This window comes from Halanaerobium sp. ST460_2HS_T2 (assembly GCF_003337665.1).
In the GTDB taxonomy this organism is placed as follows: domain Bacteria; phylum Bacillota; class Halanaerobiia; order Halanaerobiales; family Halanaerobiaceae; genus Halanaerobium; species Halanaerobium kushneri.
Genome location: NZ_QPJF01000015.1, coordinates 1 through 17,527, shown reverse-complemented (window position 1 = coordinate 17,527; position 17,527 = coordinate 1). Strand labels below are relative to the sequence as shown.

15 protein-coding genes and 1 other annotated feature are annotated in these 17,527 nt (G+C 34.8%); of the genes, 1 reads left to right on the top strand and 14 read right to left on the bottom strand.

All coding sequences use genetic code 11. The features are described from left to right. Positions 1–22 precede the first annotated feature (22 nt). The 7 genes from DFR80_RS08370 to DFR80_RS08340 form a co-directional block, all read right to left on the bottom strand. Positions 23–2,221 (bottom strand): cell division FtsA domain-containing protein, encoded by a 2,199-nt coding sequence (locus DFR80_RS08370; protein WP_114489714.1) that lies wholly within the window; start codon positions 2,219–2,221, stop codon positions 23–25. A 223-nt stretch (positions 2,222–2,444) separates the two neighbouring features. Further along, a complete protein-coding gene (locus DFR80_RS08365; protein ID WP_076544258.1) occupies positions 2,445–3,500 on the bottom strand; it encodes an HD-GYP domain-containing protein in 1,056 nt (351 codons plus the stop codon). 130 nt (positions 3,501–3,630) lie between these two features. After that, positions 3,631–4,473, bottom strand: a complete 843-nt coding sequence (locus tag DFR80_RS08360) for a PfkB family carbohydrate kinase (protein WP_114489713.1) — start codon at positions 4,471–4,473, stop codon at positions 3,631–3,633. A gap of 43 nt (positions 4,474–4,516) precedes the next feature. Further along, positions 4,517–5,062 (bottom strand): ECF transporter S component, encoded by a 546-nt coding sequence (locus DFR80_RS08355; protein ID WP_158537700.1) that lies wholly within the window; start codon positions 5,060–5,062, stop codon positions 4,517–4,519. 24 nt (positions 5,063–5,086) lie between these two features. Next, on the bottom strand, positions 5,087–6,310 hold the full coding sequence (locus tag DFR80_RS08350) for a M48 family metalloprotease (RefSeq protein ID WP_114489711.1): 1,224 nt from the start codon (positions 6,308–6,310) through the stop codon (positions 5,087–5,089). A 139-nt stretch (positions 6,311–6,449) separates the two neighbouring features. Continuing rightward, on the bottom strand, positions 6,450–7,856 hold the full coding sequence (gene argH / locus DFR80_RS08345; protein ID WP_114489710.1) for an argininosuccinate lyase: 1,407 nt from the start codon (positions 7,854–7,856) through the stop codon (positions 6,450–6,452). Beyond that, positions 7,857–9,071, bottom strand: a complete 1,215-nt coding sequence (locus tag DFR80_RS08340; protein WP_114489709.1) for an argininosuccinate synthase — start codon at positions 9,069–9,071, stop codon at positions 7,857–7,859. Between the two features lie 123 nt (positions 9,072–9,194). Continuing rightward, positions 9,195–9,404 (bottom strand) — a binding site (T-box leader). Positions 9,405–9,502: 98 nt separating this feature from the next. On the opposite strand from DFR80_RS08340, the gene DFR80_RS08335 reads away from it, so the two are divergent. Further along, on the top strand, positions 9,503–10,279 hold the full coding sequence (locus DFR80_RS08335; protein WP_327077764.1) for a TDT family transporter: 777 nt from the start codon (positions 9,503–9,505) through the stop codon (positions 10,277–10,279). Positions 10,280–10,435: 156 nt separating this feature from the next. On the opposite strand, the gene DFR80_RS08330 is transcribed toward DFR80_RS08335, so the two are convergent. The 7 genes from DFR80_RS08330 to DFR80_RS08305 all read right to left on the bottom strand — a co-directional run bounded on the left by DFR80_RS08330 (position 10,436) and on the right by DFR80_RS08305 (position 17,409). After that, positions 10,436–11,377 carry a carbohydrate kinase gene (locus DFR80_RS08330; RefSeq protein ID WP_076544251.1) on the bottom strand — a complete coding sequence of 314 codons (942 nt, stop codon included), beginning with the start codon at positions 11,375–11,377 and terminating at the stop codon, positions 10,436–10,438. Positions 11,378–11,514: 137 nt separating this feature from the next. Next, positions 11,515–12,984 (bottom strand): glycoside hydrolase family 32 protein, encoded by a 1,470-nt coding sequence (locus tag DFR80_RS08325; RefSeq protein WP_076544244.1) that lies wholly within the window; start codon positions 12,982–12,984, stop codon positions 11,515–11,517. 131 nt (positions 12,985–13,115) lie between these two features. After that, on the bottom strand, positions 13,116–13,670 hold the full coding sequence (locus DFR80_RS08320) for a carbohydrate ABC transporter permease (protein ID WP_199505796.1): 555 nt from the start codon (positions 13,668–13,670) through the stop codon (positions 13,116–13,118). Between the two features lie 48 nt (positions 13,671–13,718). After that, positions 13,719–13,949 carry a hypothetical protein gene (locus DFR80_RS15270; protein WP_199505795.1) on the bottom strand — a complete coding sequence of 77 codons (231 nt, stop codon included), beginning with the start codon at positions 13,947–13,949 and terminating at the stop codon, positions 13,719–13,721. A gap of 2 nt (positions 13,950–13,951) precedes the next feature. Beyond that, positions 13,952–14,605, bottom strand: coding sequence for a carbohydrate ABC transporter permease (locus tag DFR80_RS08315; RefSeq protein WP_199505794.1), 654 nt, complete (start codon positions 14,603–14,605; stop codon positions 13,952–13,954). Positions 14,606–14,940: 335 nt separating this feature from the next. After that, a complete protein-coding gene (locus DFR80_RS08310) occupies positions 14,941–16,191 on the bottom strand; it encodes a sugar ABC transporter substrate-binding protein (RefSeq protein WP_114489708.1) in 1,251 nt (416 codons plus the stop codon). 207 nt (positions 16,192–16,398) lie between these two features. Further along, on the bottom strand, positions 16,399–17,409 hold the full coding sequence (locus DFR80_RS08305) for a LacI family DNA-binding transcriptional regulator (RefSeq protein WP_114489707.1): 1,011 nt from the start codon (positions 17,407–17,409) through the stop codon (positions 16,399–16,401). Between the last annotated feature and the right edge of the window lie 118 nt (positions 17,410–17,527).

Here is a 17,527-nt window from a genome sequence, read left to right as displayed (position 1 = left end):
CCCAATCTATATTTAGTATATCTTATTGAGCATTCAATTTAACTTTTAATCGGTCACCATCATTTATTTTTGCTGAAAGATTAACTGGTTCTCCATTTAAAACCAACTGCATCTTCTGCTTCATCTTACCAGAGATCCCATAATTAATATAATCAAATACTCCTTCAACAGTTAAGGTGCGCGAAAAAGCTCTGATCTGATCCCCATTCTGGATTTTATAATCCAGTTCGACTTTTTCTCCATCGACCTCTATTTCCCATCTCTGATTGGGAACACTTAGCTCACTGCCATTAAAGTAAAAATCAATTTCCTGGTTACCCTTTTCCTGCAGTAACTTCCTGATTGTAAGGGTTTTTTCCTGTTTTTCTTTAATCTGAAGTTTTAAATCGGATTCTAAAGAACGATCCAGATCAACTTTTTCTCCTTCAACTGTAGTAATAGAAAATCTGGAAATGACAGTTTCTTCTTCTCTACCATTAAAATTATATTTAACACTTTCATTAGTAAAAGTTTCTGCAGGAACCTCCATCAGTTGAGCCAGAGCCTCCCTAATAGTTTCTGGTACAGTATATTCGATCTCAGCTCCATCAACTAATTTTTCCTCTAAATTTACCAGTTTTCCATTTTGAAAAACACTAGTACCAACTTTGTTTTTACTGCCATTTAAATATATATCATAATTACATAGATCCTCAGCTGGAATAATTTCTTTAATTTTTGCCTCAGCATTCTTTCCTGGTCTGCCAGCCTGAAAACTAATCCGATCACCATTAGAAACTCTCTGTTTAAGTTTAGCTTCCTCCTGATTTAAAAATATTTTGGCTGCACTACCCATTTCTCCTTTTACGGTTTTTAGTTCACCATTTACTGTAGCAGTAATCCCCATCCCCGGACGAGGACTAAGCTGTTCCATTTCTATATCTGCAGCAAGCAGTGCATCAGCAACTGTGGGTTGAGATAGTGTAAGCAGATTTATTCGATCACCATTGACCTCAACTTCAATAAAAACAGCCTTACTTTGTGTTTCTCGAGTACTAACTGCTATCCCAAGTGGAGTCAGCGTTTGAGTCGTATTAACTCCTTCGATTTCACCTTCAATATTATTTAAGTCTTCTCTTTTTCTAATTCCAATTCTACTCTCAATTATATCAATTTTTTTAGCAAATTTTTCTTTCAGGCCAGGAGTCAGACTCCCTCCTCCAATAAAGATAACAGCCTGAGGTGGAGCGGAATTTATTTCTAAAATACTTTCTGCAATTGAACTGCTTAAATTTTCGAGCTGTTCCTCGATTGCAGCCAGAACCTCATCCTTATTTAACACCAGGCTTTCCCCCAGAATTGTTTTAACTTCTAGATTTTCATTTTTTAAGAGACTGCATTTTACATTTTCAGCATTATTGTAATCAATTAAAAACTTCTCGGAAATAATTTCAGTAATTTCGTCACCTGCCACTGGTACCATTGCGTAACCTGAAATAGAGCCGCTTTTACTAATTGCAATATCAGAAGTTCCAGCCCCTATATCTACCAGGGCCAGATTAAAATTATTCATTGCTTCTGGAATAACCACCTGCGAAGCAGCAATTGGCTCAAGTGTTAAATGTTCAACTTCCAGTCCAACTCTATTAATTACAGAAAGTAGTGAGTCGATAACAATCCTTGGTAAAAAAGTTGCAACCAGTTCAACTTCCATATTCTTGCCCCGCTGCCCCAATAAATGACCCAGTTCCATTCCATCCAAACTATATCTGCGGACTGTATAGCCAACAAAATGATAATCTACAGCATTATTTTTATTTTTCTTAGTTTCCAGTCCCTGATTCTGATAAGACTGGTTCTGCTGCTGATTTTTTTTAAGTTCAGCCTGAGCTTTTTGAATAGTTTTTAACTCTAAAGTTTTAAGATCTTCTTCTTCTATATATCTGCTTCTTTCCAGTTCAATATTGTGGCTTTGAGTTACAGTTTTTAAGGCTCTTCCTGCTGCTGCTATGGCAACATTCTTTAAGCTTAGGCCTGATTTTTCTTCCAGTTCCTTTTTCACTTCGGCAACGGCATCTGCCACCCGGGCCACATTATGTATCTGACCATCAAGCATCGCTCTGGTCTGATGTTCACGCACAGCAGAATTGACAATCTGATAGCCATTTTCATTTTCTTTTATTAATATCCCGACAATTGTTCTGGTGCCGATATCCAGAGCAAATGTGATCTCATTGGTCATAAAGATATTCCTCCCTGTAAACATTTAGTAAAAAATAAAATTAAATAAATTTTCCTACCTGCTAATTATATTCTATATTGAGGGTGATATCCCTTTAAATTAATCGAAGAAAAATGTTACAAAGCTTCTTAAATCAAGAAAACTACCTCCCTGAGTAATTTAGGAAGATAGTTTTAAAAAAATTCAAATTTTATTAAAGAAAAATTATTTTTGAATCAGATATTTAAACAATAACTTTAGTAATTACGATGTTCATATGTTTTAAAAGATCCAATTCTCGATCCAACTCATTGCCTTCATCATCTTCAATTAATCTGAGTATTGGCCGGGTAGGAAAACCTACATTCTGTGTTCTAACTACCGCGCGATGACCCGTACTTAAAATTACTTCTGAACCATTAGGATAAAAAGAAACCTGGGGCAGAAACTTTTTAACCAGCTGATAATCAAATAACTGTTCAGTATGATTCATAATATATTCAGCAGCTTTATAGGTTGGCCATCTGTCCCTATAAACTCGGTCACTTGTCAGCGCATCAAAAACATCAGCAATAGCAGCCACTCTGGCAAATTCGTGGATTTCATCACCTTTTAGTCCGCGTGGATATCCAGAACCATCAACTCGCTCATGATGTGAATAAACTACAATCCGCGATAGTGGACTTATAGATTCTATCTGTTGAAGATAGTTGAAGCCAAGTTCAGGATGATTTTGAATTACTTCATATTCATGATCTGTTAGTTTGTCTGGCTTATTCAGGATTTCTTCGGGAATTAAAGTTTTACCTACATCATGCAGCATACCACCCATACCAAGCTTAAAAAGCTCACTTTTACTGTAACCAAGCATTTTACCAAGAGCAATACAGATAACACTTACATTGACTGAATGCTCATAAGTATAATTGCTGGTACTCTTTAAACTTACCAGATTTAATAAAACATCTTCATTTAAAACCAGCTCATCAGTAATATCTTCAATAACATTTTTTAAATCACCAGTATTCAAATCTATAAACCCATTTTTAATTCTATCAAAAGTATTAGTCACAATCTTTTTACCATTACGTCTTGTGCTGTCCTTAATTGCTTCATTTATTTCGATATCATATGAATACTTATCTTCTACATATAGATGCTTTATTCCAAGTTCCAGCAGTTTTCTTTTATATTTATAGAGATTACTAACACCCTTATTAAGTAATACATTTCCATTTTCATAAATTGGTTTGGCAAGTTCCATATCTTCTTTTAAATTTTCTGTTAAGACTAGACGCATATTCTATGATCCTTTCCCCACAATAGCTAAAATAATTTTTCTCTAAAAAATATTTTCTATAAAAACTATTTAAATCCTTTAAAATTTCAAAATAAAGATCTAATGCAATTTATAACTTTTTTCTGCTTTTTTATTCATGAACATTTTTATAAATTTTTTGTTCCTCTTCTCGCGGCTGAAAAACTCCCAGGCCACCTCTTACTTTACAGTATCTTGCCGCAGTTTGCAATCCTTTAGTCAAAGCTTTTTGATAATTTTTTTCATTTTTTGCCAGATAAGTTAAAAAAGCAGCAATAAATGCATCTCCAGCTCCCAAGGTATCAATAACTTCTACTGGTAAAGAAGTTTCCTTAATTAAATTATCTCCAGTTTTCATTAAAACACCCTGATCACCAAGGGTCAAAATAGCAGCTTCAACTTCAAATTGAGAAACCCAGTCTAAAAAAGCTGCTGGATCCTCATTATCTTTACTTTCAGAGAAAAAGGCAATATCTACTTTAGAAATAATATCTTCTATATATTCTTTATTTCGAAGATAGGAGAAATCAAATGAAAGTTTAGTTTTATAATGAAGCTGAGGCAGATAATCTTCAAAATATGAATAAATATTGCTGTGAACAATTTTAGAATTTTTGATGATTTCCAGCACATTTTTGTTGATCTTTAAATTCTTATAGACACCTTTATCCACAGCTTCTACAATTGCTTTGTTTCCTTCTTTTCGAATAATCGAAAGTGCATTTCTTCCCTTTCTGATATCGTTAACTGGATAAGCTACTTTTTCCTTCTTTAAAGTTTCAAATAAAAATTTCGCATTATCATCTGTTCCAAAAACTCCATAATAGGCCGCTTTAGCCCCCAGTCTTTTTGCAATCACAGCTGTGTTAAAAGCACCTCCACCGGCATAAACCTTCTTTTCTTCGGGATAATAATCAGCTATATTATCTCCTACAGAAAATATATCATACTGCATAATTTCCCTCCTCAATAATGATTTTAAAGTCTTAAAAATACCTCTATTTTATTTTTCTATTAAACTCTGCAAATTCCTTTATTGGCTTTATCTTGTCAATGATCATTGGAACTAAAACAAGTTGAATAACCATCCCCGGAATCCCGGTAATAAAAGCTCCCTGTAGAAAAGGAATAAATGGTGGATTAAAATTAAAGATTGGCCCGATCGCAATTAAAGCCAGCCCATAAACCAAACGCCCCAGAATCATAGCAGCAATCAGACTCAAATATATATTCTTTGACCTATCTGAATAAAGATAACCAGCTATTAGTCCAAAAGCTGCCAGTTCAAAAGCCATCAAAACTGCAATTGGCGGCATCATAGGCGGCATAGCAAAAAGCAAAGTGCTAAATAAAGGTGTAATAAATCCTACCAGCGTCCCATAAAAAGGACCTAAAATTAAGGCTGTTAAAAAGACTGGAATGTGCATTGGGGAGATTAAATTCCCCAGTGTAATACTGCCAGTTAGGTTAACAAGTCTCGGTAATATTATTCCAAGAATCAACAAAAAACTTGCCCAGACTAATTTTCTTGTCTTATTTTTCAAAATAACCACTCCAGATTAAATATTTTATTTAAATTTAATACTGTCAATTAAATTTTCTATTTGTTTTTGCTGCTGAATATTATTTGTACTTGCCAACTCAAAACTTAACCTTAAAAGCTGCTGTCTACCTTTCTGATTAATAAAATATTTAAGTTCAACCTGCTGATTTCGATTTAATTGTAACTGATAAATATCCAGTTTATCATCCTTAATAACTCGCTTACTTACCTGATAACCATTTTCCTCTGCCTCAATAGCTGCATAATTAAACTGTTTACGTCCTGTTTCCATAAAAGTTTTAGAACTTAAATCTTCTAAGAATATTTCTGCTTTTAATTTTTCTGCCTGAAGCTGATATCTAAAACGGACCTCTCTCTTTAATACTCGCTCCTCTTTTATCTCCCAGTCGGAGGGATAGGAAAATGAAATCAGACTATTTTCAAAGTTTGCAGAATCAACTTTCACCGGCAGATTAAGACTGGTATCATTACTTTCTGTATTTTTTTCGCCAGTAGTTTTAGATTTTTTTTGCGCAATATATTCTTTGAGATAGTCAATCCGACTTTGAGGAATAGGATGAGTCTGAGTGAACTCCAGCAGTTTGAAATTATTACTATTTTTCTTAAAAATTTGCATTAGCTCTATCAAGCCCTGAGGATCATAGCCACTTCTTAACATTAAGTCTACCGCATAAATATCTGATTCCTGTTCCTGATCTCTAGAATAACCATTGGCTATTAAATTCTGAGCCACATTAGTCATGGTCTGATATTCATTATCGGTAAAATGATTGAATAAAATGTTTAACAATGATAATCCTAAATTTCTTTCTAAATCCTCAGTCAGGTGTTCCTCCACAGCATGTCCCATCTCATGAGCAATTAAACCTGCCAGCTGGTCTTCAGTGTTCAGTTTCTGTAACAAGCCTTCAAAAAGCATTATATTTCCAGCACCAATATAGTAGGCATTAATTTTTTTATCATCAACATGGTGGGCTTTAAATTCTTCATTCTTAAATTTCTCTTTAATTATATTTTTCTCAAGTGTTTTAAGAGTTTCATATTCCAGGCTGCCTTCCCTAAATTCGGTAATCCTATATTTTTGGTTCAGATCCTTATATAATCTATCTGCAACATCTTTCTCATAATCAGAAAAAGCAGACACAGCTGAAATATTAAAAATCATAATTAAAAATAATATTAAAATTACTGAAAAAACCTTATTAAAATGATACTTTAAATTTCTCATATTAAAGCCTCCAATCTTAAGTAGTTTACTTATATATCTATTGTAATACTTTTTCTTAAAAAATAAAACCCCTAATTTAGAATTATTGACATCACTAAATTAGGGGCTCTACTATAAAGCTAATTAATCTTAAACTTCTCTATTTCTCAGCTAAAAACTTTTTTTCTTTTTTAATTGTTCGTTTACTCTCTGTAAACGCTGGTCCACCTTTAGTAGCATGGGAGTTAACTGCAGCCTCAACGGAAAGTTTTTTCTGCAATACCTCTGCCTCGACTTCTATATGCTGAGCCAGCAGTTCTTCCCACTCAGCCTGCCCCAGCTGGTCCAGTTCTTTTTCTTTTTTAGCAGCAAATAATACTGCCTCTCCTACAATCTGATGCGCCTGACGGAAAGGAATCCCTTTATCTGCCAGGAAGTCAGCCAGTTCCGTTGCATTTAAAAATCCTTTGCTCGCGGCCTTTTTCATTACTTCTTTTTTTACTTTCATAGTCTTTAACATCTCTGGATATAACTTGAGAATTATTTTGACTGTATCTACACTATCAAAGAGGCCTTCTTTATCCTCCTGAAGATCCTTATTATAAGCAAGAGGCAGGCCTTTAATGGTCAGCATCAGCTGATTTAAACTGCCGATTACTCGGCCGGTTTTACCTCTTACCAGTTCCGCCAGATCAGGGTTCTTTTTTTGAGGCATAATTGAACTTCCAGTTGTATACTGATCCGCCAGCTCAATAAAAGAAAACTCCTTAGAATTCCATAAAATAACTTCTTCACTTAAGCGGCTTAAATGCAGCATTAAATTTGAAGCAACAGACAAAAATTCTAAAACAAAATCTCGATCACTAACTCCATCCAGCGAATTTTCGCAGGCTCTATCAAAGCCCAGCTCCTGAGCCGTAAAATCGCGATCTAAGTTAAAAGAACTGCCTGCAAGAGCACCTGAACCTAAAGGAGAAACATTAATTCTTTTTAAGGCATCCTGAAAACGCTCATAATCACGCTTCAATTTAAAGTAATAGGCGAGAAGATGATGACCAAAAGTTAACGCCTGTGCCCGCTGCAAATGGGTATAACCCGGCATTACAGTTTCTATATGTTCCTCTGCCAGTTCGAGCAAAACCTGCATAAATTTTAAGATCATTTCCATAATTTGCTCAGTCTGATCTCTGAGATATAAACGCATATCAACAGCGACCTGATCATTTCGGCTGCGTCCTGTGTGAAGTTTGCCTCCCAGCTCACCAATTTTTTGGGTCAGTCTTGATTCAACCAGACTGTGAATATCTTCAGCTTCATTAAAATCAAAAACTCCAGTTTCTAATTCAGCCCTGAGATCTTTTCTGACAGCTTTAAGACCTTCAGTAATTTTTTCAACTTCTTCTGCTTTTAGAATATCCTGTCTACCCAGCATTTTAACATGGGCCAGGCTGCCTCTTATATCATATTCCATTAAATTAATATCAAAAGGAAGAGAAGCATTAAATTTGTCCATTAGTTCCGAAGTCTTTGCCTCAAATCTTCCTCCCCATAATTTGTTTTTTGCCATCTATTTCTCTTCTCTCTTTTTCTGATTTGCCACCTGCAGAGGTAGAGCCCAGAGATTAATAAATCCAGGGGCAGATTTATGATCAAAATTATCACTTTCATCATAAGTAGCCAGACCGTGGTCATAGAGAGAGTACTCAGATTTTCTACCTGCCAGAGTACAGCTTGCTTTATATAACTTAACTTTAACTGTACCGGTTACAGTTTCCTGGGCCTTTTCCACAAAGGCATCTAAAGCATCCCTTAAAGGTGAGAACCAGAGGCCATTATAGGTCAGCTCAGCATATTTAGCTGACATTTCTGCCTTGTAATTTTTAGTGTCACGATCTAAAGTCAGATCTTCCAGAGCTTTATGGGCGGTAATTAAAATCTCTCCTGCTGGTGCTTCATAAATCTCTCTCGATTTAATTCCAACCAGTCTGTCTTCTAACATATCGATTCTGCCGACTCCGTATTCTGAACCAACTGCATTTAACTTTTCTACAATTTCAATCGGAGACATCTTCTCTCCATCTACTGCTACTGGAATTCCTTTTTCAAAATCTATTGTAAGATATTTAGGCTTATCAGGTGTATCATCTACATCTTTAGTCCATTGATAGGCATCTGCAGGCGGTTCTTCCCAGGGATCTTCCAAAATACCACATTCAATACTGATCCCCCATAAGTTCTGGTCAATACTGTAGGGACTGTCTTTAGTCGCCTTAACAGGTATTCCATTCTCTTCTGCATACTCAATCTCTGCGTCTCTGGAAACAAATTCCCAGTCTCTTAAAGGTGCAATAATTTCCATTTCTGGCGCCAGAGCCTTAAAAGAAACTTCAAAACGAACCTGATCATTACCCTTACCAGTACAGCCATGAGCTAGTGCATCTACCCCCTCTTTCTTTGCAATCTCAACCATTCTTTTGGATATTAAAGGACGAGCCAGGGCTGTTGCCAGGGGATATTTTTCCTGGTACATCGCATTTACCTTAAGTGCCGGATAAACATAATCGGTAATAAACTCTTCTCTAATGTCATCAATATAGGCCTTAGAAGCACCTGTTGCCAGCGCCTTTTCTTCAACTGCATCCCAGTCCTGAGGCTGACCTAAATGGGCAGTATAAGTAATAATTTCCGCATCATATTTATCCTGCAGCCACTTAATCGCCACTGAAGTATCAAGACCACCTGAATACGCCAACAAAATTTTCTTAATTTCTTTTTTAGCCATTTTTAAAATTCCTCCTTAGATTTTCTGCTCTCTTTTCAATTCTCAACAAATCAGACCAACAATTTTTCTATAAATATTTTCAGCAAAAAACTGCTAAAAAACTACAAAAACCCGCCTCCATATAATAGAGACAGGTTAATATCCGTGGTACCACTCTGCTTGATAACATAATTATCCACTTTCAGCTAATTTAACGCAATTCTACGTTTTTTCCTACTGAGTTCAGAAAAAATCCTCACAGATGCGCTTCAGAATCAAGTTTTGCTCGAGCTCACACCATCCTCGATTCGCTGATTCCACTAAAATTCCTACTCTTCTGTTCACAGGTTTATTTTTCTTTATTTTTAAGTATTATATAGTATTTAATTGCTGATTGCAAGAGATTTTGAAATTTATCTGTTCAATTTTAATCTTTTTCTGCTTACAGCTTAATTAATAATGCTCTGAATCAGCCTTTTGATCCTTTAATTGTAAAGCTAGCTTCCGGTTTTCCAACCTTTACAATGGGCTTAATGATTCTATCTACATATTTAATACCTGTATCTAAATTAGCTGCTGAGACTATTTATTATTCTGCTGTTATAACTCATCTGCTTTTAATTGTCTTATTTAGCCTTAAATTTATTAAAAAATTTAATATAAAAAAAGTTTTCCCCAGCTACTTTATTGTTTATGTGGGAATTGTTGTTGCCAGTGTTACTGCTCCAGCTTATAATAATTTGTTTTTAGGTCAGATATTATTTTATCTGGGTTTTGCATCTTACATAATACTATTACCAGTTATATCTTACAGGGTATTTAAAGTTAAAGAAATTCCAGAAGCAGCTCTACCTACGATTACTATCTTTACAGCTCCTGCAGGATTATGTCTGGCTGGATATTTAAGTTCATTTCCGGTTAAAAATATATTTATTTTAAGCTGTCTGCTGGCTTTGACTATCATTTCAGTCACAGCAGTAATTTTGTACTTACCTAAGATGATAGCAGGCGGATTTTACCCAAGCTTTTCTGCTTTTACATTTCCTTTTGTTATCACAGGAATTGGACTAAAAATGAGTAATAATTATTTAAAAAATAATTTTAATCTAAATTTCATAAATTATCCTGCTAGAATGGTAGAATTTTTAGCTGTAATAATTCTGGTTTTTGTTTTTTTATCATATTTTAAATTCTTATTTCGGCAAAACACCTTTTCAAACTCTCTGTAAATTAAAGCATAAGCAAAACCGTTTCTAAGTATATGAAAAAATTTACTGACAGAGGTCATCAAATCCAAGGTAACTTTCTCTTTCATATAAAAAAGAAACTCTTCTTCAAAAAAATTCGGCATAATTCCTTTAAAGAAGAGAATTTTAGAGTCAAATTTATAATTTTAATTTATTTACTTCCTCTAAAGTCGGCAGAGCAGCCATTGCTCCACTTGCTGATGCGGCCAGTGAACCAGAATAATTGGCAAACTTTAAAGTTTTTTCTAAGAAATCATCATCAATATCTTCCAGCTTTAGCTCATTCTGATTAAAGTTATATAAAACTCCAGACATAAAGGCATCTCCAGCTCCAGTTGTATCAACTGCATCTACTTTAAATGCTTCTACAAAACCAAGCTGATCTTTATAATAGTATGAGCCCTTACTGCCACAGGTAATAAAAATTACCGGAATATTATATTCAGCTTTTAATTCTGTTGCACCATTTTTAATATCTTTTTTGCCGGTTAAAAATTCAAGCTCTTCTTCTGAAACTTTTAGGATATCAACCTGATCCATTACAGATAAGATCATCTCTTTAGCATCAGCCAGAGAATCCCAGAGCATTTCTCTAAGATTAGGATCATAAGAAACCAGCATTCCATTTTGGTGAGCCAGTTCGATACCTTTTTTAGTTGCAGTTCTGGCCGGTTCATCAATTAAAGAAATAGACCCAAAATGATAAATCTTATTTTCCCTAAATAGTTTTTCATCAATTTCATCCGCTCTTAAAAATCTGTCAGCACTGGGATCAATATAAAAGTCAAAGCTTCTGTCACCATCTTCATCTAAAGTTACAAAGGTAATTGCTGTTTTAGCCTCATTAGTTAAAACAAGGTTGTCAATATTAACTTTTTCAGACTCTAACTTTTTTGCCAGAAAATTACCTAAAACATCATCCCCAACCTTACCAACAAAACTAATATCTACTCCCAGTCTGCTTAAAGCAACAGCAACATTGGCCGGTGCTCCACCTGGATTTTTGCGAAAGTCCATATTCTGATCATCTAGTGGTGTAAAATCAATTAAAGCTTCTCCTAAAGTTATTACTCCCTGCATTGAAAATCCTCCTTATTAAATTGAAAAATATTTACTTTATTATAACATAAATAGAGCCAAATCAACATCCCAAAAAAAATATCTGTACCCCTCAAGAGTACAGATAATAATTAAATCTTTATTAATTATGATTTAGATTAATCCCAGATAGAATTAAGTTTATAAACTTCTAAATTCTTTATATAAGCTTTTCCACCAGAAACTCTGATCTCTATCTCCTCTGAATCTAACTCTGGAAAAACAAGATCTGTTATAGAAATCTCGCCATCATCCAAAAAAACTTCCATAGAAGAACGATCAATAAAAATATCTAAATCAACTGCTTTTTTAAAATCATAATCTATTTCTTTTTCAAGTAGGAAAGTCTCATCAAAATCTGTGTTACCAGAATTATTAAGATCAATTATAATTTTATTCTGCTTTTTATTCAGCTTAAGTAATGATTCCTGCTTGTCATTTTTATGCAGAGCAAAAACAACTTCTTCAGCATCACTAAAGTCAAGCTCTGCTTTAATTTCATAACTCTGTTCTTTAAAGTCAATCTTTTTTGAACCCTCAAGTTCAGTATTTACTTCAGAATAAAATTTTTCTCTCAAATTCTTTAATTCGGTTATCGGCTTTTGAATTAACTTAATCCTCTCTCCATCATCTTTTAGAGATAGTTCTCTGGGAATTGACATCATTCCCCGCCAACCTGTTGTCGGTATTTTAGACATGTAGCCGATATTGTTCATCCAGCCCAGCCAAATTTCTCTTTGATCAGGCAGGTTAGACCAGCTCTGCAGGGCATAAATATCCTGCCCCTGGTCTACAAAAAAACTCCTGTCATAATCACTTTTAAACTCTCTGCCGTCAAAATCGCCAATAAAATACTGAACAGCTACACCAGACTGACCACCCTGGATATCACCGACTTCTAAAATCCATTTTTCTTTATTTTCTGAAGCATCTGCAGTCCCTGATTTTTCTACCGGCATTTTTATTAAATCCGGACACTCCCAGGTATCAACATGAATACCTATCTCCTGACCAAATTCACTTAAATAATTCCAGTCCTTTAAATCTGGAGAATTATAAAATCTAACCCGGTCAGCACAGGTAACAATCATTACCCACTTTTGACTTTCTTTGTGCCAGAAAACCTTGGGATCTCTAAAATCTGCTACTCCATAATTTTTTATTACAGGATTACCCGCATATTTTGTCCAGCTGCGGCCCTTGTCTTTACTATAGGCAATTGCCTGCTGCTGAAGTGGTCCCTTTTCCCGTTCAAGATGAGTGGTATAAATTGCTACCAGACCTTCTCCCCCATCAAAAAAGCCAGTTGAATCATTTTTATCTACAACAGCTGAACCGGAAAAAATCATCCCCAGTTCATCATCTGGCTCCAGAGCTATCGGCAGATGCTCCCAGTGGATTAAATCCTTGCTGACAGCATGACCCCAGTGCATCGGTCCCCAGATTACATCATTGGGATTATACTGATAAAAAAGATGATATTCTCCCTGATAAAAGACAAGACCATTGGGATCATTGGACCAATTTTTTGCCGGGGAAAAATGATACTGGGGTCTATATTTTTCCTTATATAAATTATCTACTAACATAATTTGTGCCTCCTACAAAATTCAAATCTTAAATTTACTTATCTTAAATCAAATCTTATTCCAGCTGCTTCTTATTGTTCAGCACTAATCATTATAGTATTATTTTTCTGGAAAATAAAGATTTATCTGTCTTATTTAATTCCACTTCTGGCTACAGTATTAACATAGGTATCCTGCAAATAGAGGAATAATAATAACACAGGAATTGTAATCATAGCTGCAAAAGCCATAATATCTCCCCAGTTGCGCGGATACTGACCAAAGAATACTTCCATGGCTACTGTTAAAGGTCGATATTCCGGACCTCTAGTTACCATCAAAGGCCAGAGAAAGGATCCCCACTGCATCAGAAAGTGTAGAATTGCTACACTTGATAAAATAGGCTTTGATAGGGGCAGAGCAATCCGCCAGTAGATTCCAAACCAATTTGCACCATCAATAATTGCAGCCTCTTCCAGTTCAGATGGGAAATTTTTAAAGAACTGAAATAACAGAAATATATATAGTGGATTGGCTATAAAAGGTATAATCTGTACATGATAGCTATCCAGCCAGCCCAATCTATTTGTAATCAGCAATAATGGAACTGCTATTGCTTCAAAAGGAATAATCATTAAAGCTACTACACCAGAAACTATCAAAGCTCTCCCCTTCCAGCGCAGACGTGCCAGTGCAAATGCCATCATACTGTTGACCAGCAGACCAATTATAATTGTAGTACTTACAATAAAAGTTTAGTTAAATAAAAACCTGGCAAATGGCATTCTGTCAAATACATCAAAAAAGTTTTTAAGGCTGAGATCTCCCGGGAAAAAGGCTCTCACTGAAGCCATATTTCTTAAAATTGCAGTTTCATCCGGATTTAAAGATACTGAAATCATATAAAATAAAGGAAATATGAAAAAGATACTTAATACAATCATTGCAAGATAAGCAAAGATTTTTCTATTCTGCTTGTACTTCATTACTACACCTCCTCTTCTGTATCATTAAGTGCAATTCTCTGAATAATTGAAATTACTAAAATAATTAAAAAGAATATAACTGTTAGAGCCGAAGAATAGCCAATATTTAAACGCTTAAAGGCCATATTATAAATATGAAGCATTGCTGTATAAGTAGAATTCTGTGGTCCTCCATTTGTCATTACATAAACCTGAGTAAATAATCTAAAGGCCAGGATTGTTGTTGAAATAATAACAAAAGTTGTAGTATTTTTTAGCTGTGGTAAAGTGATATATAAAAACTGCTGCCAGGTATTGGCACCATCAATATCAGCGGCTTCGTAAAAAGAATCCGGTATTTCCTGTAAGGCTGCTAAAAAGATCAGCATCTGGAAGCCAACTCCCTGCCACATCGACATCAGCATAATTGAGGGAAAGGCTGTAGTAGTATTATTTAAAAAGTCAATTCCATCCCAGGCGCCAAAAGTAATAGAAGTTAAAAAGCCATTAATTAGTCCGTCCGGATGATATAAAAAACTCCAGATTACAGACACAACAACCATTGTGGTAACAGTTGGTATAAAATATATTGCTCGAAAAAATTTATTACCCTTAACTTTTATATTTACTAAAATCGCCAGTGCCAGTGCTAAAGCTGTCTGTAGTGGTACAACCACCAGAACAAAGATAGCATTATTTGTAAGACCGGTTCTAAAAAGATTGTCACCAAGAGCCCGAACATAATTAGTTAAACCAACAAATTGAGTTCCCCGGGGACTTTCAATTAAACGCTAGTTGGTAAAAGACAGTCCAAATGCCATTAAAAAAGGTAAAACCATAAAAACTAATAATAAAATTGATGCCGGCAGCATAAAGGTAGTAATAGACTTTTTATCATTTCTTAGCATAAAATCCTCCTTTCATTAAAAACATTAAATAATAGATTACATTTTCAAATTGAAACCGGGAGAAAATTTCTCCCGGCTGATAAACACCAATCAGAATTTTTATCTTAATTAATTCCTAGATACTCAAATTCTTGATCAATTTCTTGAGCTGCATTATCCAGTTCTTCTTTTACATCTCCACCACTAACAAAGTTATCAACAGCAGTAGTAAAGGCATCAGTAATTACTGGATAGGCAGGAGTAACTGGTCTTGGGACAGCAATAGTTTCCAGCTGTTCAACAAACAGATTTAGAGCTCCACCTTCTTTATATGGTTCAGATAATGCAACAGCAGATGATCTTGCAGGAACAGCACCATTGGCATCTGTCATCTGAACAATATTTTCTGGCTGAAGTACAAACTCTAAGAATTTCCAGGCTGCTTCTGGATTTTCTGAGTTATTGGTTATACTCCAGGCCCAGGAACCCATACCAGTAGCCTGTTTTTCAAACTTAGGTGCAGGTAATAATACTAGGTCTTCACCTAAAGCTTCTGTATAAGGGTTATAGTTCCAGTGTCCTGTCCAGGATAAAGCAGCAACTTCATTGATAAATTCTGTATCTCCTGGAGGATTTGGGTTTGCATAACCATTTTCAAATAATGACTTGAACCATTTACCAGCTTCAATCGCTTTTTCCCCATTTAAAGTTCCCTCAGCCTGATTAGCTTCTCTATCAATCAGATCAGCACCAAAGGCCTGGAAAAATGGTGAAAATCCATAAGTATACCATTCACCTACATCAAACATCTTAAAATCAAGAGCATATTCTACCTCATCAAGCGCCTGCAAATCTTTTACAATTTGCATAAACTCATCATAGGTCCAGGCATCTTCAACAGAAGTAGGAATTCTTGCATCAACAGCCTCTAAATACTTTCTATTTCCCCAGAATGAAAGGCCGGAATCAAAAGCTCCTAATGCATATACATGATCATTGTAAGTTCCCTGAGACATAATTGAAGGTAAGAAATCATTTTTCATTTCTTCGCTCATGTATTCTTCCAGTGGATGTAAATATCCTGACCAGGCATAATTAGCAACATATGGACCATCAAGGTCAAGTACATCAGGTAAGTCATTAGCTACTGCTGCAGCCTGAACCTGCTCATTATAGCTACCTTCTGGAAGCTCAACTAAGTTTACATAAACTTCGTCCTGCATTTCATTAAATCTCTTTACCTGGTCCTGAGTAACTGCTCTTTCTGCACCTCTACCTGAATGATACCAGACTGTTATTTCTGTCTGTGCCATTACACCTGCAGAAAGCACTAAAACTAAAACCATTGTCAAAGCTAAAACTAATTTTTTACTCATTATTGTGGGCTATCAAGCCCATCCCCCCCTTTTTTAATTTGATCTTAGAATTACCAGTGTCAGACAATTGATAAATTATTTTTTTATCCACCTCCTCAAGATATTAATTGATTATCTTTGATAAATATATTAATATTGCCAATATTAGCAATATTAAATCTTTTTAACTGCTATTTTCTCATAAACTTTTAACTTATTATTCTCAAACTAAGTTAATTTTTTAACTGTTTCTCTTTCAATAATTTCAAAATCTGCTTCATAAAAAGATTCACTATCTTTATTCTTTTTAATTTTGTTAAGCAGCAATTCAACTGATTTTTCTCCTAATTTACTGTGATCCACCCTAACAGTAGTCAACTTTGGTCTTACAACTGTAGCAAGTTCTATATCATCAAAACCAATTATTGAAATATCTTCAGGTACTTTAAGATTATTATCTAAACAACAGTCTAAAACCCCAATTGCCATTCTATCAGATGCTGCAAAAACTGCAGTTGGTAACATCTCATTTTCACTTAAAATCTTTTCCATAGCCTGATAGCCACTTTTAATTGTAAAATTACCTTCTTTAACAAAACTGGAATTAACCTTAAGGCCGGCATCTTTTAAAGCTTCAAAATATCCATTATACCTTTGTTTACCGGCTGATTTATCATAAAAAGGCCCTCTAACCATTGCAATTTGCTGGTGATTATTTTTTATCAGAAAATCAACGGCCTGATAGGCAGCTTTAAAGTTATCAATATCAACATAAGGTAAACCAGAACCAGGAAATTTCTGAGAAACAACAACCGTTGGAACCTTATACCTATCAAAATATTCTTTATGCTTTTTTGTGAATTTAACACCTGAAAATATAATTCCATCCAATTGCTGTTCTTTAAAAATATGTAGCTCTCTTAATTCTCGTTCAATTTCACCTTTTGAGTTAGAAACTATTAAATTCATAGAATTCTTTTCAATAACACTTTCTATTCCCTTAACCAGCTCAGCGAATGTACCATTTTCCATATCAGGGGTTATCAAACCAATTAGTCCAGATTCATTTTTCTTTAAACCTCTGGCCATCGCATTTGGTTTATAACCCGTTTCTTTAATTACTTTAAGTATTTTTTCCTTCGTCTCTGGAGCTACAGGCTTGCTGTCATTAATTACTCTAGAGACAGAAGCAATAGAAACTCCAGCTTTTTTGGCAACATCCTTAATTGTAACACCCATATTTACACCCCCAGATACTTGTACGTTACGTCAAATCTAATAGTTTTTTTAAAAATATTAATAGTTATCATAGTTGTCAGGTTAGGAATCTGTATAAAATGCAGGAATCCCCTCCCCT